The following is a 22,593-nucleotide window of genomic DNA, read 5'->3' on the forward strand; positions in this document are numbered from 1 at the left end:
TGGAAACTGAAACTGAAAACTGGAAACGGGAAACTGGAAACTGGAAACTGGAAACTGGAAACTGAAAACTGAAAACTGAAAACTGAAAACTGAAAACCGCAGCGGCCGCCGCTCACAACCCCTAATATCCCTCCCACCAACGTTCGGTAGAATAGTTACCTCCAATCGGCACTAGCTCACCAATGCGGGGCGTGGTAATCGGTTGTTGAACCTCTTTCGCTTTTTTTGTCATCCGCTCGATGGGCTCTTTCCAGGGGTGTAAGGCCAGCGTAAACTTGCCCCAGTGTACGGGCATCAGTACTTCGGCCTTTAAATCCTTGGCGGCCTGAACCGTTTCCTCGGGCATCATATGGATGTAATGCCACATCAGGTTATACTGCCCGCATTCCAGCAAAGCCAGATCAAAAGGACCATATTTCTCACCGATTTCCTTAAAGTGAGGGCCGTATCCCGAATCCCCACCGAGAAAAATAGTCTGCGTAGGTGTTTTTAGTACGTATGAATTCCAGAGCGTCTGTCCGCGTTTGAGTCCCCGACCGGAAAAGTGTCTTCCCGGCGTAGCGGTCAACTGAAGATCATCCGAGATTTTCCCGGCTTCGTACCAGTCATATTCAGTAATGGCTTCCGGTTTCACGCCCCAGCGTTCCAGGTGTGAACCTACGCCCAGAGCCACGTGAAAATGTTTGGTTCGGGAAGCCAGCTTCAGGATCGTATCATAATCCAGGTGATCGTAGTGATCGTGGGAAATAATGATGGCATCCAGCTCCGGGAAATCGTCTGCTCCGTACATTTCCGTACAGGGATAGGCCTTCGAACCCACGAATTGAAAAGGCGACGTTCGTCCGCTGAAAACCGGATCTACCAACAGATTTTTTCCGTTAACGCGAAGGAAGTACGACGAATGTCCAAACCAGACCAGCACGGGTTCCGTACCGGTTAGCGTTTTCAGATTGGTTTTCACCGACGGTAAAGGCCGTTCCGGCTCCCGCCCTTCGGTGGGTTTGAAATAGGCGGCGATGAGCTTAAACCAGGAAGATTCCGGGTTCATCATCGGCGTTTCGAGCGGATACTGAAACGTGCCGTTTTTGTAATTCGGCGAATGCTTAATTCGTTCGAGCCGGCCCCCCGAAGCCGTTCCTCCGAAGGTGGGCAACTGCAAGACGAGTACCGTAATCAAACCTAAAATCACAAGCGTACTCAGCAGAATAATCATGCCTTTTTTAAATTTTTTCATGGGGGAATAGTGAAAGTCCAACGCTTTCCAGACGACGTAATTCTCAATTCGTTAAAGTAGTTCCTTCCGACAAATGGTGCTGGGCCGCCATTCGTTGGGCCATCACACTCACTACGATCAATTGCAAGGCATGGTACAACATCAGCGGTAATAACAGAATCCCTAACGCCGCACTATTGGTAAAGAGAACTTTAGACATTACGGTACCGTGCACCAATGACTTTTTCGAGCCACAAAAAACCGCCGTAATGCGATCTTCCCGATTGAATCCCAGTAGATTACAGATACCCGTAATGATAAAATAACCCGTAAAAAACAAAACTAACATCCCTGCACTCAGTATCAACAAATCACCCCAGCTGAGGTTGCTAAACAGGTGTTGATCGAATGATTCACAGAAAGCCGTATAGACAATAATCAGAATGGTCGTCTGATCGAAATAGCGAAGAAACTTCTTCTTACTCTCGGCCCAGGCTCCACCGTATTTGTTGAGTACAATTCCCACAATCACGGGTAACAGTACCTGTAACATCAGTTTACCCATAATGTCGCCGAGGTGATTTTCGCCCCCTTCCCCTGCCGTATTCACAACCTGCATCCAGAGCGGCGTAATAAACACACCCATGATACTGGAAATGCTGGCGTTGAAAATCGCCGCCGGAATGTTTCCCTCCGCAATGGAGACCATCACTACGGAAGAAGATACTGTTGAGGGTAAGGTAGACAGAAAAAATACGCCCATCCACACCATTTGGTTGTCGGCATTTTCCAGAAAGGTTTTGGCGATTAAGACCAGCACCGGGAACAGGATAAAGGTACTAACGTGGACGACAATATGTAACCGCCAATTGGTAAGACCAGCCTTTAGTTTTTCCTTACTCAGTCGTAATCCGTAAAAAAAGAAGATCAGCGAAACACCGTAGTTAGCCAGATTGGATAACGAAAACGTTCCTTCTCCCAGTCCACCTTCGGGCCAGAGATACGCCAGGAGAATCATTCCCAGCAGGGCCAGAATGAACCCGTCCAGGCCAATTTTACTGAGCAGTTTCAAGGGATTGAACGAACGGGAAGACGCGGATACATTCGACATAACAGAGCAGTTTGTGGGATACTTTTCCTGATTTAGTATCCGATTCTTTTCAATAAGATCATACCGACGAAACTTCGGTTGCGATCCAGTCATTCAGAATTAGCTACAAATAAGCGTTCAGCTAACCATTTGTGAAGCAGAAATCTAAAAATAAAAGCAGGATGCGATTCTAGCCGCATCCTGCTTTTCAGTACTTTACCTTTATTGGTTTCTACATATTCGTCAGTAAGCCCCGACGACGCAGTAGTGGTTTGATGTCGGGTTCGGCTCCCCGGAAGTTTTTGTACAACTTCATGGGCTCGTCCGTACCGCCGCGTTCAAGTACGTTTTTACGGAATGCTTCCGCCGATTTTTTGTCAAACAGACCTTTTTGTTTGAAAACCTCAAACGCATCCGCATCCAGTACTGCTGACCAGATGTAGCTGTAATAACCTGCCGAATAGCCGCCCGAGAACGAGTGCTGGAAGTACGTACTCCGGTAGCGAGGTGGAATCTGCTCGATCAGGCCGATTTTATCCATGGCATTCTTCTCGAACGTCAGTACGTCGCTGGGTGTTTGTCCGGGAGCCAGCGTGTGATACGCCATGTCGAGGATGGAAGCCGCCAGGTATTCGCTGGTCAGGAAGCCCTGATTGAACAGGCTACTTTTCTTAAGTTTTTCGACCAGAGCGTCCGGAATGATTTCGCCCGTTTGGTAATGTTTGGCGTAAAGCTTCAGCATTTCTGGCTCAGTAGCCCAGTTTTCCATGATTTGCGAAGGTAGCTCCACAAAGTCACGCGGAACCGACGTTCCGGACAGACTACCGTAATTGACGTTCGACAGTAAGCCGTGCAGGGCGTGACCAAATTCGTGGAAGAAGGTCGTCGTCTCATCTATACTCAACAGAGCCGGAGCGTTGCCTACGGGTTTCGAAAAGTTACAAACGATGGATACGACGGGAGCGATAAACTTCCCGTTTTGCACTTCCTGCTTCCGGTAACTGGTCATCCAGGCCCCGCCACGTTTGCTGGCCCGGGGGAAGAAATCCATGTACATGATACCCACGTGCTTGCCATTGGCTTCCTTCACTTCGTACGCCATCGCTTCGGGGTGGTACACGGGTAGGTCAGCAAGAGGCGTAAACTTCAAGCCGTATAATTTTTCACAAAGCGTAAAAATTCCCTGCTTCACATTTTCCAGTGAGAAATACGGACGTAATTCTTCTTCGTCGAGGTTGTATTTTTCCTTACGAAGTTTCTCGGCATAATACCGCCAGTCCCAGCCCGCGAGTTTTTCGTTTTTACCCTCTTTGTCCATCAAAGCCTGTAAGTCAGCGGCTTCTTTTTTAGTCACGGGTACGGTAGCCGTCCACAGTTGGTTCAGCAGTTCGTTCACCTTGGCGGGCGTTTTAGCCATACTTTCTTCCAGCACGTACGCCGCGTGATTTTCGTAACCCAGCAACTGAGCCCGTTCGGCTCGTAGAGCGACGAGCTTGGCAATGATGGCTTTGTTGTCGCGATCGTCGTTGTGATTGGCCCGTTCGATATACGCCTTGAAGATTTTCTCACGAAGCGAACGATTATCCGCGTATTGCAGGAAAGGCATGACGCTCGGATTTTGGAGCGTAAAAACCCATTTACCGGCCATATTCCGCTTTTTAGCTTCGTCAGCAGCGGAGGCAATCAGTGATTGGGGTAAACCGCTTAAATCGGATTGCTGATCGATCACCAGCGTGTAGGCGTTGTTTTCACCCAGCAAATTCTGACCGTACTTCAGTGTCAGCAGGGATTGCTCCTGGTTGATTTCCCGCAGGCGAGCCTGTTTATCGGGCGAAAGTGCCGCTCCACTCCGTACGAAATTCTTGTAGGTTTTTTCCAGCAACATCAGTTGCTCGGGCGTCAGTTTCAGGGATTTCCGCTGATCGTATACGGCTTTTACCCGCTTGAACAGATCGGGATTCAACTGAATATCATCCCGGTGTTTAGACAATTGAGGAGCCAGTTGCTGAGCGATCTTCTGAATTTCATCGTTCGTATTGGCCGAATTCAGATTGTAAAATACGGTACTAACCCGATCCAGAATTTCGCCACTGTTATCCATGGCGACGATGGTATTCTCGAACGTTGGCATATCCCGACGGCGTACCAGAGCCTGAATCTGAGAGGCCTGTTGCCGCATGCCTTCTTCAAAAGCTGGCTGGAAATGTTCCGTGCGAATTTTATCAAAAGGCGGAACACCAAAGGGCGTCGTATAGGCTGCCAGAAAGGGATTGTCCGTAGCCGGACGAGGCTGTCCGAACGCCAGTGTTGCAGTCACCATGAGCGGGAGCAGAAGTTTCATTCGTAACGCGTTGTTGATGCTGAAAAAAGAAGCAAGGTACGGCTGAAAAGCGAGTCGAACAACCACCGCTTTCGCCAATGGTAAAAGCTATATCGCCTGATTTCTGTCATACTAAGTAAAATACCTGCCATACGTCTAAAATATACCTACCTACTTATGACTCATTTTACCTTCACATCAATTAGTTTAATAAACCTAAATATTAACGTATTTCTTACAGTATCTACCAAAAATATACTTAAGCATTTTAACCTTTTAACTTATCTTTTTTATGACAAAGAAATTTGCAGCTGAGTTTGTAGGCACCTTATGGCTGGTTCTGGGCGGTTGCGGCAGTGCAGTACTGGCGGCCGCTTTTCCTGAAGTGGGCATTGGTTTGGTGGGCGTATCCCTGGCCTTTGGTCTTACGGTAGTTACAATTGCCTACGCTTTAGGTCACATTTCAGGGGCTCACCTTAATCCTGCCGTTACGTTCGGATTTCTCGCCAGTGGCCGATTCAAAGCCAGCGAACTCATTCCTTATTTACTGGCTCAAATCCTGGGTGCCATTGCTGGAGCGGGCATTCTGTATCTGATCGCCAGTGGTAAAGCCGGGTTTGATCTAAGCGGCGGATTTGCCGCCAATGGTTATGGTACACATTCGCCCGGAGGCTACTCTTTACAGGCTGCGTTTGTAACTGAATTTGTCATGACGTTCCTGTTTCTCATCATCATTTTGGGAGCTACCGACGTAAAAGCAGCGAAGGGTTTTGCCGGTCTGGCCATTGGTTTAGGACTGACGCTGGTTCACCTGATCAGTATTCCGGTAACGAATACCTCCGTAAATCCGGCCCGTAGTATCAGTCAGGCTCTTTTTGTGGGGGATTGGGCGATGTCTCAATTATGGCTATTCATCGTGGCTCCGATTGCTGGAGCTATCGTAGCGGGAATTTTCTACCGCTTTGTATACAGTGAAGCTCCACGATTCTCGGATGATAAAATTCAGAAAGAACTGATTGAAGATAATCAGTAAAAGCAGCTACGGCTTCATACAGAAAAGGGTACGTCTTTATGGACGTACCCTTTTCTGTTGCTTTATGTTTTCTTACTTCAACCCTTCCACTACTTCGTTGAGTAGTTTCTTGCCGGGCATGTCGAGCTGGTATTCCCAGTACATGACGCCCGCCATCCCCTGCTTTTTGATATAGTCCATTTTGTATTGCATGGACTCTTCATCGCAGTAGGAAATGAAGGATTTGGTTTCCGGATTCCAGAGGTAAGGCACTTTCGCAGCCTCGTCCCAGTGACGGATATAGCCGTTTTTATTGATGTATTGGTCCGTCAACTCCGTGTAGCTGGTGAAGGAATGTTTGGTATTGGTTGTCGGTTGAAACAGCCCGTTTTGCTCGGGCTTCACGTTCGTCCAGCCGCGACCGTAGAAGGGTACGCCTAAAACGATTTTACCGATGGGCACGCCTGCTTTCACGTGACCTTTTACCGCATCATCCGAACTGTTCCGCGAATGATCCCCTAACTTAGACTGGTACAGTGGACTGTGATGCCCCGTTACTACATCATTGCCATGGTACAGATCGTAAGTCATGATGTTCACGTAATCGAGGTATTTCGCCGCCTTGCCCAGCTCCGTATGACTGACAAAAGCTGTATCACCACCGGTGGCCGAAGTCAGCAAATACGGATTGGATTTCAGTCGCTTGTTTTTCTTTTCCTGGGCATCCAGGTGTTCGCGTAGGGTCTTCAACAACAACGTATAATTCTGCTTGTCTTCCGGACGAAAAATGTTTCCGGCTCCGACCTGAGCGGGGTACTCCCAGTCAATATCCACGCCATCGAGGTGATACTCATTCAGGAGTTGCATACAGCTTTTGGCAAATTTCTGACGGGCCGGTTCATTCACCGAAACGTCCGAAAAGTACTTGCAACCGCCCCAGCCCCCAATGGAAATGAGCAGTTTCAGGTCTTTATTGACGCTACGCAGAGCATCCAGAGCTTTGAGCGTTTTTACGTCGCGTTGGTTCAAAGGAGCCAGTACACCTGCCTCGTTAGGTACGGCAAAGGCAAAATTGATGTGCGTCATTTTTTTTGCATCCGCTTCCAGGCTTTCCCTGGTCCAGCCACCGCCCGTCACGTAACCGATTACTACGTATTTTTTGGATTGCCCGAAGGCCCCTGCCGTACAAAAGAACAGCATCAGGATTAGAGAAAGATATTTAAGCATGTGAAGAAAGTTTAGTGGATAAAGGTACGCCGTATTCTGCAGTATGAACCAGATCAGTCACCGAATAACAGCCTTGTCCTGTCTCCTGCTTCATCTAAATCCGATCTAACCATCCCCTATACATGAATAAGATTTTACTTCCTCAAAATCTTATTCACCAGCCTTTTTGCATATAAATACACAGTTTAAAACTATACGTCATAGCTATTTATACTCCGCTTTTGCACCTTTCTTAGGATATTACTTACTTGTCGACATTATATTGAATAAGACTTTTTATCTAACCTTTGGGCTCCCTGTATGAAGCACGTATTACTTCTATTTTTTCTCATCTTCTTTCATGCCACAACCTTTGCTCAACGCGTAGCTAAGGAAACCATTCAGGCGTTTACCAGTCAAACGGGTTCTTTTGTATCCATCAGCCCGGTTAATCAAAACGTGAACTTTATCCGTCTCCCCTCCGCACGGGCTTTAGTACTCCCAGGTAGCGACGTTCAGGATAAATCACTGGCATTCTTAACTCAACAGGCCAAACTCTACGGTATTCGTTCGGGTATGGATTTATTCAGTCCGCAGCAATCGCAAAAGGACCTTTACGGAATCGAACACATTAGCCTCCAACAGTTGTACGCGGGTGTACCCATCTTCGACGGCGTTTTAAGATTCCATTATGATCAGGGAGGGGCATTAACTTCCGTCAATGGAAATTTTATTCCGGGTATTAAAGTAAATCCGAAGCCCACGCTTTCGCAACAAATCGTTGAGGAGCGGGCATTGAAAAATATTGAGTTACCGACAGGCACCCAGTCGCCATTGAAAGTGCGTCAGTCAACCTTATATATTTTTCAGAAAGGGTTGCTGCAGGGCTATCCCGGAGCGATCCATCTGGTGTATGAGGTGGAAGTTACTAATGATGTCAATGTACGGGAATTTGTCTTCGTCGATGCCCATACGGGTGAAGTCGTAGAGCAATTTACGGGCATTCACGGGATTCATCGTGAGTTATCAGAAAACAACCGGTCTAACGTCATTTGGAAAGAAGGCGATCCTTTCCCGGGTTCGCTGAATAAATGGCAACAATCCGAAATCGAATCCGCTGGGAACATCTACAATCTGATGAAAAATGCCTTCGGCTACGTTTCATACGATAACAAAGATGCACCCATGCGAACGGTCAACAACGACCCGCAAATTGCCTGCCCCAATGCGAGCTGGAATGGCAGCACGACTAACTATTGCGACGGCACAGCCGCTGACGACGTCGTGGCCCACGAATGGGGTCATGCCTACACCCAATACACGAGTGGTCTGATTTACGCCTGGCAATCGGGGGCTCTGAATGAATCCTATTCCGATATTTGGGGCGAAACCGTCGATTTGCTTAACGGCTACATGGATGAGGATGAGAATCTTTCCGTACGAACGAGTTGCGGGAGTTCCAGCCGATGGCAGGTGGGAGAAAAAGCCACGGCTTTTGGTGGGGCCCTCCGCGATATGTGGGATCCTACCTGTCACGGAGATCCGGGAAAAGTTTCCGATCCACAATACCGCTGCATTCCCTCCGACAGAGGAGGTGTACACGCAAACTCAGGCGTACTCAATCACGCCTACGCCCTGCTTGTTGACGGAGGTACCTATAATGGCTATACGATTAACGGCATTGGCCTAACCAAGGCCGCTCATATTTTCTGGCGGACACAAAGGGTATACCTGACCCGAACGAGCGATTTTACGGTCCAGGCTAATGCCCTGGAAGCCTCGGCTAATGATCTGATTGGCATCAATCTAAAAGCCCTTTCTACGGCTTCGAATGATCCTGGCTTCTCCGGACAAACGATTACCTCGAACGATGTGGAGGAGCTCGGTAAGGTTATTAAAGCCGTTGAATTACGACTCGCGAATACTGACTGCGACTTCACCAGCCTGTACAAGCCCGTTGCCGATAATTGCGACGGCTCCCTGCCCGGTAAAGCGTTTTTCTACGAGGATTTTGAAAGTGGTATGGACGGCTGGACGGTCGCTACCCTCGACACAAACGGTACTTTCACGCCGCGTCAATGGGAGGTAAAATCCACTTCACTAGTAAATCGCCCCGGACATGCCGCGTTTGCAACCGACCCTAATTCGGGCGACTGCTCAACGGTATCAGAAAGGGGCGTTCTTCGTTTGTATAGCCCCACCATTACCATTCCGGCGAACGCTTCTGGCCCTTTCAACCTGGCTTTCAAGCACTACATTGCACTGGAACCAGATTACGACGGAGGGAACATCAAATACAAGATTGGTGATGGGTCGTGGACACTGGTTCCATCCGATGCCTTCCTGGTGAATGCGTATCCTTCCCAATTGTTTACCAGTGCCCAGGACAATACAAATCCGCTGCAAGGCCAGTTCGCCTTTACGGGGGGAGACCGATCGAGCAATTCAAGTGGCTGGATTGAAAGCCGCATTGACTTAACGGCACTAGGGCTGGCTGCCGGACAAACCATTCAACTCCGTTGGGATATGGGTACCGACTGTGGCGTGGGTTGGTACGGATGGTACATTGACGACGTCAGTGTGTATTCCTGTGCCCTACCAGCCGTTCACTTTGCCCTGGCAGAATCGCAGCTCAATGAAGCGGAAGCGACGACTCCCGATAACTGTCGTAAATACGTGGAAAAAACGATTGAAATCGTCATTGACAAAGCCCCCTCTCAACCCGTAACGGTTACGCTTCAGAACCCTGGCGGTACCGCTACTCAGGGAATAGATTATACGTTTTCCCCGACTTCGGTCACCTTGCAGGCTGGCCAGCTCTCCAAACAAATTACGGTCCGAATGTACAGCGATGGTAATGTGGAGGGCGATGAAACAATTCAGTGGCGGTATACGGTCCATGCAAATGGAGGGGATGGATTTGCGGGAGGAACACTCCAAACCCACACGTTAACCATCCACGATAAGGAAATTGATCCGGAGAACTTTGGAGGCACCCTTTATTCGGCCAACTTTAATAATAGCCTTGAAAACTGGACCATCACCAATGGGGGAAATTCCAGCCCAACCTGGGAACGCGTACCTTATTATACATACAGTACGGGGGGCACTCGCTATTATCAAGCCCTGTACAACACCCCATTTTTGTTCGTGAATAGCAACGCCACGAGGGGCGATATGATGGATGAGATCGTGGAATCACCCCCATTCAATACCCTCGGATTCTCAGACCTGAAACTTTCTTTCGATCAGTATTTCCGCGTTTACAGGGGTTCAACTGACTACGATGAACAAGGGATAACCGAAATATGGGATGGGAATTCCTGGCAAACGTTAGATGTACAAACGGAAACTACCGGATCGAAAGGATCTTTTGGCTCTCCGAATACGAGAACGCTCACGATTCCTACTGCCTACGCCAATGCAGCGATGAAGATCCGATTCCGGTACCTGGCGAAGTTTGACTATTACTGGGCGATTGATAATGTAAAAGTGACCGGTACGCCACAAATTCAGACCTCCGTCAATACATCAGCACCGGATCAAAAGTACCTGGGCCCTAAAGCAACCGTTTACTTCTACGATCCTACTTCAGGGCGAGTGGTTACTAAAATTAAAAACCTGACGGATCATGATTACGGCTGTACCACCGTAGCGGTGGATCGTCAAGGTACGGATGCGACTCCCTGGTTTGATACCTATAAAATCACGAATAAAACTTTTAAAATAACACCGACGACTAACAATCCCTCGGGCGAATACGAAATCACGCTCTACTACCAATCGGATGAGTTGCCTTCTTTCAACGGTGACCAGATTAAGTCCATGGGCAAAAGCACGGGTTCGATTGGCAATACGAATAATGCGTCTAATTCTTCGACTCAGAAATTTGCCAGTTCCGCCTTCTACGGCCATTATGCGTTCAAATCCCGGTTTCAGTCCGGCTTTTCTGGATTTGGCATGTCGGATGCTCCGTTCGAAGGTGCCCTTCCCGTCACGCTGGTTGAATTCCAGGGCAAGTCTATTCCTGAAGGAAACCTGCTTCAGTGGAGTACAGCAAAGGAATCACAAAATGATTCTTTTATTCTGGAACGTGCTACGAAGGGCCAGGCTTTTGAAGCAATTGCCCGAATCCAGGGAGTTGGCAATGCCAACACGCTTCAGAGGTACCAGTATGTGGATCGTAAGGTTTCCAGCGGCATTCAGTATTACCGACTCAAACAAGTCGATTTTAACGGTGCCTCGACCTATAGCAAAGTGATTTCAGTAGACTCGCGTGTGCTACGTAATCTGGTGGGTTCACCCAACCCCGTCCACGCCTGGCTGACCATCAAACTGCCCGATGTTAAAACCGAAGCAGTCGATTTAATCGTGGTAAACGCCGTAGGCCAGCAGGTACTGCACCAGCAATATACCCAGTTGAAAGAGGGTACCCTCCAGACAGACCTGAGTCAGCTTCCTCCGGGAGTATACCGGATCATCCTCCAGGATGAAGTCGATCGCTATACGCTTTCCATCATCAAATACTGATGGGCATAAATCGTCCAAACAACACCCGCTGGTGAAGCCATTTCCTGCCTCCCCAACGGACAAAAAGAAAACCTCCCGAGCCTGCACTCGGGAGGTTTTCTTTTATTAGATCTTTTCCTGTTACTTAAGTTCTTTTTCAACACTCATGAGCCAGGTAGTTAGTTCCTCAGCGGCGGCATCCGTATTTTTCGTTTCCCAGTCCCCCGTTTCCTGCAACAGAATCGGCCAGTACATTTGCTTTTCTGCGTCGTATCGATAGGCGTAATACTGCCTCGATCCCTGGTCATTCCCCCGGTTTGTACGTTTACTAAAATGTTCGGCGTCTAATGCATTAATTTTAGAAGCGTACGTTTGTAGCACTACCGCCGAAATAGGTTCGCCCATTGGAGTAGTTTGCTCCATATTTTCCTGCACCTCACTTACCGTCAGGCCTTTATTCGGTTCGGCCCAATTCCAGCGGCTCGGATTTTGAAAAACCTGTATGTTTCCGGACCTGTCAATCAGGAACCCTTTTTGCTGTTTTCCCCAGGCCTGATTGGTGTACGTTACTTCAAAAAGTACTGCCTGGCTGATGCGTACGCCTTCTGTTTCCTTTTCACAATGGATAAAGGATAGAAGCGGGAAGACAAGACAGAAAGTACGAACGATTTTTTTCATAGTCTCAGTAAGCTATTAGCCTTAAATATACTAGTATTCCTGTTACCCGTATAGAAAACAAAGCTTAAAAACAGACTACAACTAATTACATCTACTCACATTTCATTCGACCGTTCAATTGGAGAAATTGAAGCAACAAGACGGTCTTCGCATCTTTGATTTCACCACTTCCTATCATTTGCAAAGCCTGGGGGAAAGGCAACTCCAGGACCCGAATGTCTTCTTCTTCCACTACCCCACCCCCTTGGTTGATCCGGTGCGTATCCTCGTATTCCGCGATGAAAAAATACAGGATCTCGGTAACCGAACCCGGACTCATATATAACTCAAACACCCGCTCGGGCTGCGTAACGCGGTAGCCCGTTTCTTCCTCCGTTTCGCGACGGATACAGTCCTCCGGGCTATCGGCATCGAGTAAACCCGCACAGGCTTCGATGAGCATACCGCTGGCATTGCCATTCACGTAGGTGGGCATACGGAATTGTTCCGTCAGAATGACCGTATTCTTTTCGCGATTATACAGCAGGATTACCGCTCCGTTTCCCCGGTCATAACATTCCCGCGACTGTCGCTGCCAGGAACCGTCTTTCTTAGGGTAATCGAAGGTGACTTTACGTAGGGTATACCAGTTGTCGGAAAGGATTTCTGTACTGACAATTTGAACGGTATTCATAAGGGGTCATTTTTGATGGTTGAACGAATGACACCAACAAAATTCGATCATTATTGATCAAAACCAAATTATTTCGATCAAAATAAATTATATTTGTTCATATTCGATCAACTATGAACATTACCAGACAGAAACAGATACTTGAATTTCTGGCCGACGGAAACGAACGGAGTGTGAGTTTCCTGGCCGAACAGTTACAAACGTCTGAGATTACGATTCGCCGGGATCTGAATACGCTGTCCGAACGGGGCAAACTGATTCGTACGCACGGCGGAGCCACCCGGAATGACTTGCCCTTTGTGCCCTTTACTCACAAATCGGTCATCCATACGCAGGCCAAAAAGCAGATTGGACAGCGGGCGGCTACATTAGTAGAGGAAAACGACGTACTCTTTCTGGATTGCGGCAGTACCGTGCTGGCGATGGCTCCGTACCTCAAAACCTTCCGTAACCTGAAGATTATTACTAACTCCCTGCCTTTAATTTGGGAATTGCGGGAAGCTCCTCACCTCTCCATCAATCTCATTGGTGGAGAGCTGGACGTACAGCGGCAGGCCGTACACGGTTCCGTAGCCCTGGAACACGTAGCTCGGTATCATGCTGATAAGGCGTTCATTGGGGTGGATGGTATTTCACTCAAAAATGGCTTGACGGCTCGCAGCGAAACGGAAGCTTCCTTTACCAAGGCCTTACTGGCCAACGCCGAAAAAAGCTTTTTACTGGCCGATCTCAGTAAGTTCGAGCAGGACAGCTATTTGAAATTTGCCCCGCTTTCGGCCATTCATCACATCATTACCCGTGCTGGACTGGATGAAAATCTGGTGCAACAGTATCGGGAAGCCGGTTGCGAATGGATTGAAGCGTGAGATAACAAAAAGGTCCCCGGAAACGTCGCGTTTTCGGGGTCCTTTTGCAAGTAAATTCTCTTCAATACTAGATTTTACCCACCATATTTTCAGGTTTCACCCACTCGTCGAATTCTTCGGAGGTAAGGTAACCTAGAGCAATAGCCGTTTCTTTCAGCGTAGAACCATTTTTGTGGGCGGTCTGAGCGATTTCGGCGGCTTTGTAGTAACCGATTTTCGGGTTCAGAGCCGTTACCAGCATCAGGGAGTTATTGACGTGCTTTTTGATGTTTTCCGTCAACGGTTCGATGCCCACGGCACACTTGTCGTTGAAGGCTACGCAAACGTCGCCAATCAGACGAGCCGAGTGCAGGAAGTTGTAGATCATCACGGGCTTGAATACGTTCAGCTCGAAGTGACCGTTTGAACCACCAATGTTGATGGCTACGTCATTACCCAGCACCTGAGCCGCCACCATGGTCATGGCTTCGCATTGCGTCGGGTTTACTTTACCGGGCATGATCGAGCTGCCGGGTTCGTTATCCGGAATGAAGATTTCGCCAATTCCCGCCCGTGGGCCAGACGACAGCATCCGAATATCGTTACCGATTTTCATCAGGCTTACGGCAACCGTTTTCAGGGCACCGTGAGCTTCCACGATGGCGTCGTGAGCCGCCAGAGCTTCGAATTTGTTTTCAGCCGTTACGAAAGGCAGACCCGTCAGATCAGCAATGTGCTTGGCTACTAACTCGGAATACCCTTCGGGCGTGTTGATTCCCGTACCTACAGCCGTTCCACCCAAAGCCAGTTCGGACAAGTGTTCCAGCGTATTTTTGATGGCTTTCAGACCGTGATTCAGTTGCGATACGTAGCCGGAAAACTCCTGACCCAATGTTAGCGGCGTCGCATCCATGAAGTGCGTACGACCGATTTTCACGACGTTTTTGAACGCTTCCGCCTTGGCTTGCAGCGTATCCCGCAGTTTTTCGATGCCGGGGATCGTAATCTCGATCAGAATTTTATACGCCGCAATGTGCATGGCCGTCGGGAACGTATCGTTTGACGACTGCGACTTGTTCACGTCATCATTCGGGTGAACAAATTTCTGCTTGTCCGCCAGATCGCCGCCATTTACGACGTGAGCCCGGTACGCAACAACCTCGTTCACGTTCATGTTCGACTGCGTACCCGAACCCGTTTGCCACACCACCAGCGGAAACTGATCGTCGAGTTTACGGTCCAGGATTTCGTCGCACACCTGACCAATCAGGTTTTTTTTATCTTCTGGCAGTACGCCCAGTTCGAAGTTAGTAATGGCCGCTGCTTTTTTCAGGTACGCAAACGCCGCGATGATTTCTTTCGGCATTTTATTAATGTCCTGAGCAATCGGAAAATTCAGGATGGAACGTTGGGTTTGAGCTCCCCAATACACATGAGCGGGCACTTGCACTTCACCCATGGTGTCTTTCTCAATACGGTATTCCATGATTTATCGTTTAACGGTTCCGCGAGAACGCCTGGCCGCGAACAGAAAACGTTCGGCCAGGGGCTTACGCAATTCGCCGCAAAGCTACCAAGTGAATGGAACGGGTAATGGATTTTTCTGAAAATTTCTGGTGATTTCTTAATGGCGAATCAGTAGTCGCCGGGTGAGTGTTCCCCGATTGGTTTGCACGCGGAGCAGATACAGGCCATTGGCGAGGTTTCCTACAACGAGTCGACTCTCACGCTGGCTCGTCGATTGTTGCCGATGTACCCGACCTGTCTGATCGAATAGCGTAATCTGAGCGGGCTGAGCCTCCGAAAGCTGGATAAGTACCTCCTGAGCGGCCGGATTGGGGCTTAGTTGCACCGACCAAGGTTGCGGTTCTTCAATCCCCGTAGGCAAGGACATCATCACCAACAACAGCGTCGTAACCTCTGCTGCTGACTGCAAGGTAGTACGCAGTCGGTAAACGTAACGGGAACCGGGAGCGACGGACTTATCCGTATACGTAGTACTGCTTGCGGGCAGTGTAGCCAGAGTCGTGAATGTACCCTGGTTCTCCTGCCGCTCAAGTTTCATTTCCCGGGTATTCGGCAACAGACTCCAGCGGAGAGCAACTTCAAATAAATCCACGCTGGTAGCCTGAAGCGTCTGATTAGGCTGGTAGGGACCAATGGCTACGTTTTCGAAACAAAACGCATACTGCTCTCGCTTGTTGAGCAGATACGGACCTGTATACGCAATGGCGTGTCCCGTCGGAACGACCGGTGGCAGATACGTCAGCCGGGTGGCCGTAGCGGGTTTATTGAGGTACACATGCACTTTATTACCTTCAGCCCGCAGGGAATCTACGCTGCCGCTCTGTCCGTCCAAATAGATATAATCTTTCAGATACAGCGTGAATTGCTGCCCATTAAGCACGGAAGTACCAACGAATGATTTTTGTGCTACCAGCTCCTGGTCTATATCAAATTCGATGGTTAGCTGGGTCTGTTGGGTATTGGAATAATAGATTTTACGTGGATCGGGGGAGTTGATTTGCAGCGTATCCGTCGAGCCGTAAAAATCCCGATTGACCATGCGATACAGATTATGGGCGAAAATGACGTTATCCTGAGCCCGGTAATGAATGCCATCGTGGCCCAGTAATCCCATGGTCGTAATGGTTCGTACATCGGGGTACAGCTGGGCCGTCCGACGCTGGAAATCCCGGACAAAGGCCGATCGATCCCCCACCCCGGCGGGCTGAATCCCGGTTTGCGTAACGTATACCTTTTGCAAACGGGGTAATCCTGTTTCCAGCTGCGGTACAGTTTATCAAATTGAGCGGGATACTCCAGCATTTGCGAAGATAAACCCCCAATTTCCGCCTCACCCTGCCGCCAGAAAATAGCCTTGACCTGATTCTGAACGCCTGCCATCATACTCCGGTGCAAAGCCCTCCCGTAATCGGTAGTCAGATCGGATGGATTAGCGGCGTTACGATCATTGAAAAACGTAATAGGCTGCCCCCCTGAACCATTATTGAGAATACAGGTGGGGATTTGATTATTCTGTCGGATCAGGCGTTGTAATTCCGTACCCCACACGCCAACGTTTACACTCAGACCATTGGCCACTACCCACTTGGGGCCTTCCGAACCGTAATTGGTGGTATAAGTTCGACAAAATTCATTCTGCTGGGGGTCGTACAAAATGTACTCGGGCCCTTCACCCCCGGCTACGGCATTCGACTGCCCGCTGATCAGGTACACATCGCCCGCGACCAGATTGACGCGGGTGGCATACAAGGTTGAGTCCCGGTTTTTGACAAGGTAAATTTTAGCCTGGTATTGAACCGTTTCGGCTTTGATGGTTGGGTTGAGAGCAAAGAAAGCTCGTCCGTTCTGAAAACTCAGGTTTTGCGAAGCGTAGCGGTACAGATTCGATCCGCGAAAAATCTGAACGGAGATTTTAGTAACGCTGGCATCGGTCACCGTACCAGCGATGGCCACCGTTCCTTCCGATTGCTCATTACGGGGAAAAAGCTGATTATCCGCTGGAAGTTTGGAGAAGGTTACCTGACCTAATACGGTCCCCAGACTCGCTATACTGAATATCCAGGTAAAAAATAGTTTCATAGAGTGGTTTTTGATGGGTATCGGGCGGGTGTTAAAAGCTAGTTACGCCCTTACAGTGCCCCTATGGAGACAACACCGGAAGTGAGCAAAGGTTAACACAATCAGAAAAGAAAATCCAGCATCAGCGTAGTACCGGGAAAGGCGGACTCAATACTACTAGGATAATTTGGCAAAAGCAGACAAGGCAGGCCTTATTCTCAGCTTTCCCGTATATATGATCGCTTGTTTGTGTCGTTACATTTGTAAATTCCCTTCGACATTTTCGTTAACTGCTTGTTCCTTATGCCAGGATTAAGGACTAATTTTGTTTTGTACCGTAACTAAACTCCCAATTACCGTGTCCGTTGCTCGTTTTTGTTCCGTTGCTATTATTTGGGGTTTATTTTCACTACTCGGTTGCTCGCAAAGCCCCAAAGAAGCGGCTTCGAGCGTTGCCGTCAGTAACCCAGCCGTAGCGATTCTTAACGACAGTATCGCCAAACGATTCAATCCGGCTGAAGCCAGCCGGAAAGCCGGTCAGCTCGACACGTTTTTTCATAATCTGCACAACAGGTACGGCTTCAACGGAACCGTATTGGTTGCTCAGTACGGTAAAGTAATTTACAAAGGTGCATTCGGCTACAAGAACCTGACCCTGCGGGATACGCTTACCACGACGACGCCCTTTCAGCTCGCTTCCGTTTCCAAGCAGTTTACGGCCGTGGCAATCATGCAGATGAAGGAAAAAGGACTGCTTAATTACGACGATCCGGTTTATAAATTCATTCCTACTTTTCCGTACGATTCGTCCATCACCATTCGCCTGCTACTGACGCACCGTTCGGGTCTGCCCAGCTATCAGTACGGACTGGAAAAGTACTGTGACAAATCCCAACCACTCAGTAACCAGGAGGTAGTTGATAAGCTTTGTCTGTACAAGCCCGTTCCCTACGGTCGCCCGGATGTGCGGTTTCACTACAACAATACCAACTACGTACTGCTCTCCTACATCGTCGAAAAACTGAGCGGTAAGCCCTTTAGCAAATACGCCGAACAAAACCTGTTCAAACCCCTGGGCATGAACAACACCTTCGTGTATGACGGCACCAATACCAACCTGCTCATGGCTGCCGCGACGGGTTATACGGGCGGGAGACGATCGCTGGCTATTGACTACCTCGACAGCGTAACGGGCGATAAGAGTTTGTATTCCACTGCGGAAGATATGTTTAAGTGGGATCGGGGTTTATATACCGAACAGCTCATTAGCCAGAAGACACTGGAAGAAGCCTTTCGACCAGCCAATGACGACGCCCGGCTCGTTACGCGGAACTACGGCTTCGGCTGGCGTTTACAGAAAATCCCCAACGATCAGTGGCTGACGTTTCATACCGGCTGGTGGCATGGTTTCAAGAATTATTTCATGCGAAACCGCCCCGATCAGAGTAGCATCATTATGCTTTCCAACGTAGCCAACAGCTACCTTTCGCAGGTAAAAATGGTACAGGCCATTCTGTATCCGGACAAAGCCCGGTTCTTCCTGCGGGGTGAAAACGTAGATCCCGAAACGGGTGATCAAATGCTGGCGGGCGAAGGGATGCAGGGCGGAGGCGACGTAACGCCGGAGCTTTCCCTTTCCGATCTCTACAAAATGCTACCTGTCGCTCCGGTGGTCAAACATAAGGTGGTTCACCGCAAAGGAAAGCAACACGTCGTGACCAGGCGGGGGGCAAAAGCTACAAAAGCCAAGGCCCCGGTCAAACGTAAGGCTCCGGCCCAGAAAAAAAGAAGACGATAACCCCAAGGCTGGTCCAGCGGAGACCAGCCTTTTCTGTACGCAAACTTTCCGAATTTATTTGCTATTTCAGCGGGTATCGCTGATCTTGCCAACTGTTCCGCCGCATTTCAGTATGCATCCATACGCTACTCCGCCAGGTAGTATTTCGCTGAAGCTGCTTTTTTAGAGGGAATCCGCTCATCCCTGCGTTTCAGCACCCCGCGTTCCCCTATTCATTGCTTTTCCATCAGGCATTAGTGTCATTCTTAACTACGAATGATGAAGGAACTCGTTTTGTTTGATAGCAATCCCATCTACTTTTTTATCCTGTCGCTGGGATTTCTGTTTATCCTCATCCAGTTGAACTGGCAGAAACATCAATCCGATACGGTGTTTCTAAGTACGTTGATTCTGATTCTCACCGTCTTACGCTTACCTTTTATTCTTTATAACCAGCAGATCAACATTGATGAAAGTTCGGTCATTACCCAAGCCATGACGTTATGGGAGCGGCCGATTTTCTGGCAGTCGGTGGATGGGACCACTTCCGGCCCTCTGAATAGTTACGTACTCTTTCTGGGAAAACTCCTCACGGGTACTTTTGATTATACGTCCTGCCGCCTGGTTTGCTTGCTTCTCATCATCGGCACGCTCATAGCTTTGTATAAGGCTCTCCAGTCTTTTTTCGATTCCCAGTCGGCTCGTTTATCGCTTACGCTGACCCTGCTCTTTTACGCGTATAATCAGACCCACGATTTCATTCATTACTCAAGCGAAATCCTGTCGATTTTTCTCTTCAGTATCAGCTTGTACATACTGGCTTCGATTCAGAAATCTCCGGGGGCGTTCGGATTTTTGCTGGGTTTTGTACTGGCTCTAGTGCCCTGGGCCAAGATTCAAAGCTTACCCATAGCCCTGGTTTTTACTGGCTATGGTTTGCACCTATGTTTTCAGATTCGAGCGTACAAAGGCATCCTTAACCTTGTGCTGGGAGCGACTTCCGTCACAGTACTGATTTTTGGCTTACTGCTCTATTACCAAGTTCTCGGCGATTTTTACCGGTATTACATTGAAGGTAACCTAGTGTATGGACAGGAAGTTAGTCTGTACCGACGGTTCCATCATTTGGTAGCCATGCTGGTGAAAGTATTCCCGTTCCGTGATTTCCTGCTGATTAGTATTCTGCTCTTTCTGTTTGCCTTTCGCTGGTTCTGGAAACTCGAAAAATCCCTGCTTGTTTTTCTGTTTAGCTGGTTGCTGATTACGGCTTACACCATTGTGAAACCGGGTATGTTTTTCCATCATTATTTACTGTATTTCATTCCCTTTCTGACGTTCATCAATACGTTTTCACTCCGTTCGATTACGCGAAATTTCTCCTACCGCACGGTTCAATTCAGTTATACCGTCGCTTTAATTGTCGTGGGATCTTCCGTTTGGTGGACTTCCCTGATTCGGGATACTTCCTATACCAATGCGGAAGAAAGCAAAGACCTGGCTTCCAACCGAATCATTACTACGATTCATCAGTATTCCGGACCGGGCGAAAGTTTAGCGATCTGGGGCTGGTGGACCGAAGGGTACGTTATGGCTCAGATGCCGCAGGCCGTCGCCGAAAATCATTCCGTCCGTTGCACTACGGAAAGTCCGCTCATGGTGGATTATCAGCAACGGTATTTACACAACCTGAAAACCAATACTCCCGCCGTTTTCGTGGACGCCGTTGGTTCCCGGCACAACTTCCCGTTTGTGCATACCTCGGCCATTCATGAAAGTATCCCTGCCATTCGACGCTACATCCAGCGACACTACCAGTTTCTGAGTCGCGTGGAGGGCGTACGCATTTACATTCGGAAAGATCGTCTGGCGGCGGTTCAGCGAGGAATTCAATTCCTGTAAACAGATAAGGCTGACTTTCGGGAAAGCCAGCCTTTGATCAAAAGCAATTGAAGGTTGAACGGGTCGAACTATAAAGAAATGATACCCTTCCGGAAGCCCAGTAAAATGGCCTTGGTAGCGGAGTTGACGCCTAATTTCATATACACGCGTTTGATGTGCGTTTGAACCGTATTAAAGGTGATTCCACATTCACAAGCAATCATTTTGTAACTCATTCCCTGAGCCAGTAGCCCCAGCACTTCACGTTCGCGGAGGGTTAAGGCCGTATCAGGTAACTGGAGTTCGCGGGGCGACAGATAAAAGCGGCGAGACTGAGGTAAGCTAGACATGATGGTAGCTGTTAGTGCGTTCTGATGGTTTGGTCGCACTTCGCCTGTAGAGTGGAAACATCTTTCGATAAAAAAAATACATCGTTCGATTATTTTACTACTAACTGTTTAATTTACAGCCGCTTTCCTGGCCTGTTCCTCCATGATTTTATTAAAACGAGCTCTTTCGGATTCGGATCTTATCGCGGGAATCAAAGCCGGCGGGAATTTGCGTCGTAATTGTGAAAATCGCCTCTACGAGCAGTATCAGTACCTGATTCGGGAAGCGACGTTTAAGCACAAACTGAGTCCCGATGAATGTGCCAGTGCCTATTCCGATGCCGTACTCACCGTCATCGAACACCTTACCTCCAATCGTTTTGAAGGCCGCTCAGGTCTGAAAACCTACCTCTATCAAATTTTTTATAACAAGTGTGTTGACCTGGTTCGAAAAAATTCGACTAATCGGGAAAGTGTCCATCAGGGCGTATCGCTGGAGGATTTGGTACTGCCCGACGAAACCCGAACGGCACTACAGAATCTGATGACGGAAAGTGACCTGACGCTACTTCGGGAACGATTGGCCAGTTTAGGCGATAAGTGCCGACAGATGGTGCTAGCCTGGGGAGAAGGGTATTCCGACGAGGAGATCGCCCAGCACTTACAATACCAGACGGCAGCCGTAGCCAAAACCAGCCGCTTACGTTGTCTGGAGCGATTACGGGCCTTATACGCGGAATCCAAAAGCAGAAGATCGTAGGTGATGAATGAATTAGAACAAGTGGATCGGTTTTTCCAGGGTGAAATGCCCGAGACCGAGCGAAGAAAATTTGCAGAAGCCCTGAAAACCGACCCCGAACTTGCTTCGGCTGCAGCTTTTTATTTGCAGGCTCGCCACGTGGCCCGACAGGAAGTACTAGCTGAAAAACGGAAACAATGGGAAGGGCAACCCCCTCGACCCGTCGTACAGCGTTCCTGGATCGGATACGCGGCAGGGCTGGCAGCCGTATTGCTGGTGGTACTGGGCCTGTGGTTCTGGCGAATGCAGGAACCTTCGCGGCGGGAGCTGGCCGATGCGTACGTAAGCCAGGAATTACAAACCCTGGGTACGGCCATGAGTAGTCGCAGCGATACTCTTCAGCAAGGCATTGGCCTGTATAACCAAGGCAAATTACCCCAGGCCGCTCAGCTCTTTGACGCCTGGCTGGTACAACATGCTACCGACAGCGACGCTCAACGACTGGCGGGCCTTACGGCTCTGCGACAGAAACACTATGATCAGGCCATTGAACACTTTCAGCACCTGAGTCGGCGAGCCGATCTGTACGCGAATCCGGGTCCTTTTTACGAAGCACTGGCCCGTATCCAACGTAATCGTCCTGAGGATGCGGAAGCCGTGGAGTCTTTACTGAAGCGTGTGGTGCAGGAAGGCTTACCGGGTAAGGCCGAGGCTGTTGAATGGATGAAGTAACCCCTTT

General features: G+C 48.9%; 17 protein-coding genes. 7 read left to right on the top strand and 10 right to left on the bottom strand.

Annotation, left to right across the window (positions count from 1 at the left end; genetic code table 11):
* Positions 1 to 121: 121 nt before the first annotated feature.
* From BWI97_RS04045 to BWI97_RS04055, 3 genes are all read right to left on the bottom strand, one after another.
* Positions 122 to 1,234, bottom strand: a complete 1,113-nt coding sequence (locus BWI97_RS04045) for an MBL fold metallo-hydrolase (RefSeq protein WP_102200133.1) — start codon at positions 1,232 to 1,234, stop codon at positions 122 to 124.
* Positions 1,235 to 1,277: 43 nt separating this feature from the next.
* On the bottom strand, positions 1,278 to 2,324 hold the full coding sequence (locus BWI97_RS04050) for a bile acid:sodium symporter family protein (RefSeq protein WP_102200134.1): 1,047 nt from the start codon (positions 2,322 to 2,324) through the stop codon (positions 1,278 to 1,280).
* A gap of 211 nt (positions 2,325 to 2,535) precedes the next feature.
* Entirely contained in the window at positions 2,536 to 4,644 is a 2,109-nt protein-coding gene (locus BWI97_RS04055; protein ID WP_102200259.1) for a M3 family metallopeptidase, read from the bottom strand.
* Positions 4,645 to 4,915: 271 nt separating this feature from the next.
* Here BWI97_RS04055 and aqpZ point away from each other — a divergent pair, with 271 nt between their 5' ends.
* On the top strand, positions 4,916 to 5,656 hold the full coding sequence (gene aqpZ, locus BWI97_RS04060; RefSeq protein WP_094812295.1) for an aquaporin Z: 741 nt from the start codon (positions 4,916 to 4,918) through the stop codon (positions 5,654 to 5,656).
* Positions 5,657 to 5,728: 72 nt separating this feature from the next.
* Here aqpZ and BWI97_RS04065 read toward each other — a convergent pair whose 3' ends face one another.
* Positions 5,729 to 6,862 (bottom strand): glycoside hydrolase family 18 protein, encoded by a 1,134-nt coding sequence (locus BWI97_RS04065; RefSeq protein WP_102200135.1) that lies wholly within the window; start codon positions 6,860 to 6,862, stop codon positions 5,729 to 5,731.
* A gap of 300 nt (positions 6,863 to 7,162) precedes the next feature.
* Between BWI97_RS04065 and BWI97_RS04070 the strand changes: the two genes are divergently transcribed.
* Positions 7,163 to 11,371, top strand: a complete 4,209-nt coding sequence (locus BWI97_RS04070; RefSeq protein ID WP_102200136.1) for a M4 family metallopeptidase — start codon at positions 7,163 to 7,165, stop codon at positions 11,369 to 11,371.
* 120 nt (positions 11,372 to 11,491) lie between these two features.
* Here BWI97_RS04070 and BWI97_RS04075 read toward each other — a convergent pair whose 3' ends face one another.
* Together BWI97_RS04075 and nudK are read right to left on the bottom strand one after the other, a co-directional pair.
* Positions 11,492 to 12,028 carry a hypothetical protein gene (locus tag BWI97_RS04075; protein ID WP_102200137.1) on the bottom strand — a complete coding sequence of 179 codons (537 nt, stop codon included), beginning with the start codon at positions 12,026 to 12,028 and terminating at the stop codon, positions 11,492 to 11,494.
* 91 nt (positions 12,029 to 12,119) lie between these two features.
* Positions 12,120 to 12,701, bottom strand: a complete 582-nt coding sequence (gene nudK / locus BWI97_RS04080) for a GDP-mannose pyrophosphatase NudK (RefSeq protein WP_102200138.1) — start codon at positions 12,699 to 12,701, stop codon at positions 12,120 to 12,122.
* 113 nt (positions 12,702 to 12,814) lie between these two features.
* Here nudK and BWI97_RS04085 point away from each other — a divergent pair, with 113 nt between their 5' ends.
* A complete protein-coding gene (locus tag BWI97_RS04085) occupies positions 12,815 to 13,567 on the top strand; it encodes a DeoR/GlpR family DNA-binding transcription regulator (RefSeq protein ID WP_102200139.1) in 753 nt (250 codons plus the stop codon).
* A gap of 67 nt (positions 13,568 to 13,634) precedes the next feature.
* On the opposite strand, the gene fumC is transcribed toward BWI97_RS04085, so the two are convergent.
* From fumC to BWI97_RS28240, 3 genes are all read right to left on the bottom strand, one after another.
* Positions 13,635 to 15,032, bottom strand: coding sequence for a class II fumarate hydratase (gene fumC, locus BWI97_RS04090; RefSeq protein WP_102200140.1), 1,398 nt, complete (start codon positions 15,030 to 15,032; stop codon positions 13,635 to 13,637).
* Positions 15,033 to 15,170: 138 nt separating this feature from the next.
* Positions 15,171 to 16,112: a T9SS type A sorting domain-containing protein gene (locus tag BWI97_RS29175; RefSeq protein WP_369826538.1), complete on the bottom strand. Its 942-nt coding sequence runs from the start codon at positions 16,110 to 16,112 to the stop codon at positions 15,171 to 15,173.
* On the bottom strand, positions 16,013 to 17,152 hold the full coding sequence (locus tag BWI97_RS28240) for a sialate O-acetylesterase (RefSeq protein ID WP_102200142.1): 1,140 nt from the start codon (positions 17,150 to 17,152) through the stop codon (positions 16,013 to 16,015). Before BWI97_RS28240 ends, BWI97_RS29175 begins: the two co-directional genes overlap by 100 nt.
* 337 nt (positions 17,153 to 17,489) lie before the next feature.
* On the opposite strand from BWI97_RS28240, the gene BWI97_RS04105 reads away from it, so the two are divergent.
* Positions 17,490 to 18,929, top strand: coding sequence for a serine hydrolase (locus BWI97_RS04105; protein WP_158242681.1), 1,440 nt, complete (start codon positions 17,490 to 17,492; stop codon positions 18,927 to 18,929).
* A gap of 255 nt (positions 18,930 to 19,184) precedes the next feature.
* Complete coding sequence (locus BWI97_RS04110; RefSeq protein ID WP_102200144.1) at positions 19,185 to 20,807, top strand: hypothetical protein; 1,623 nt, start codon at positions 19,185 to 19,187, stop codon at positions 20,805 to 20,807.
* A gap of 68 nt (positions 20,808 to 20,875) precedes the next feature.
* On the opposite strand, the gene BWI97_RS04115 is transcribed toward BWI97_RS04110, so the two are convergent.
* Entirely contained in the window at positions 20,876 to 21,136 is a 261-nt protein-coding gene (locus BWI97_RS04115) for a response regulator transcription factor (RefSeq protein ID WP_102200145.1), read from the bottom strand.
* A 142-nt stretch (positions 21,137 to 21,278) separates the two neighbouring features.
* Here BWI97_RS04115 and BWI97_RS04120 point away from each other — a divergent pair, with 142 nt between their 5' ends.
* Together BWI97_RS04120 and BWI97_RS04125 are read left to right on the top strand one after the other, a co-directional pair.
* A complete protein-coding gene (locus BWI97_RS04120) occupies positions 21,279 to 21,875 on the top strand; it encodes an RNA polymerase sigma factor (protein WP_102200146.1) in 597 nt (198 codons plus the stop codon).
* Between the two features lie 3 nt (positions 21,876 to 21,878).
* On the top strand, positions 21,879 to 22,586 hold the full coding sequence (locus BWI97_RS04125; RefSeq protein WP_102200147.1) for a hypothetical protein: 708 nt from the start codon (positions 21,879 to 21,881) through the stop codon (positions 22,584 to 22,586).
* Positions 22,587 to 22,593 lie beyond the last annotated feature (7 nt).

The organism is Siphonobacter sp. BAB-5405 (genome assembly GCF_002872335.1).
Lineage (GTDB): Bacteria > Bacteroidota > Bacteroidia > Cytophagales > Spirosomataceae > Siphonobacter.

Excerpts from the sequence above, each read along its gene's own strand:
- BWI97_RS04070 (WP_102200136.1), top strand. The coding sequence starts at position 7,163 with ATGAAGCACGTATTACTTCTATTTTTTCTCATCTTCTTTCATGCCACA.
- BWI97_RS04115 (WP_102200145.1), bottom strand. The coding sequence starts at position 21,136 with ATGTCTAGCTTACCTCAGTCTCGCCGCTTTTATCTGTCGCCCCGCGAA.
- BWI97_RS04065 (WP_102200135.1), bottom strand. The coding sequence starts at position 6,862 with ATGCTTAAATATCTTTCTCTAATCCTGATGCTGTTCTTTTGTACGGCA.
- BWI97_RS04055 (WP_102200259.1), bottom strand. The coding sequence starts at position 4,644 with ATGAAACTTCTGCTCCCGCTCATGGTGACTGCAACACTGGCGTTCGGA.
- BWI97_RS04125 (WP_102200147.1), top strand. The coding sequence starts at position 21,879 with ATGAATGAATTAGAACAAGTGGATCGGTTTTTCCAGGGTGAAATGCCC.
- nudK (WP_102200138.1), bottom strand. The coding sequence starts at position 12,701 with ATGAATACCGTTCAAATTGTCAGTACAGAAATCCTTTCCGACAACTGG.
- BWI97_RS29175 (WP_369826538.1), bottom strand. The coding sequence starts at position 16,112 with ATGGTCAATCGGGATTTTTACGGCTCGACGGATACGCTGCAAATCAAC.
- BWI97_RS04110 (WP_102200144.1), top strand. The coding sequence starts at position 19,185 with ATGATGAAGGAACTCGTTTTGTTTGATAGCAATCCCATCTACTTTTTT.
- BWI97_RS04120 (WP_102200146.1), top strand. The coding sequence starts at position 21,279 with ATGATTTTATTAAAACGAGCTCTTTCGGATTCGGATCTTATCGCGGGA.
- BWI97_RS04085 (WP_102200139.1), top strand. The coding sequence starts at position 12,815 with ATGAACATTACCAGACAGAAACAGATACTTGAATTTCTGGCCGACGGA.
- aqpZ (WP_094812295.1), top strand. The coding sequence starts at position 4,916 with ATGACAAAGAAATTTGCAGCTGAGTTTGTAGGCACCTTATGGCTGGTT.
- BWI97_RS04050 (WP_102200134.1), bottom strand. The coding sequence starts at position 2,324 with ATGTCGAATGTATCCGCGTCTTCCCGTTCGTTCAATCCCTTGAAACTG.
- BWI97_RS04075 (WP_102200137.1), bottom strand. The coding sequence starts at position 12,028 with ATGAAAAAAATCGTTCGTACTTTCTGTCTTGTCTTCCCGCTTCTATCC.
- BWI97_RS04045 (WP_102200133.1), bottom strand. The coding sequence starts at position 1,234 with ATGAAAAAATTTAAAAAAGGCATGATTATTCTGCTGAGTACGCTTGTG.
- BWI97_RS28240 (WP_102200142.1), bottom strand. The coding sequence starts at position 17,152 with ATGAAACTATTTTTTACCTGGATATTCAGTATAGCGAGTCTGGGGACC.
- fumC (WP_102200140.1), bottom strand. The coding sequence starts at position 15,032 with ATGGAATACCGTATTGAGAAAGACACCATGGGTGAAGTGCAAGTGCCC.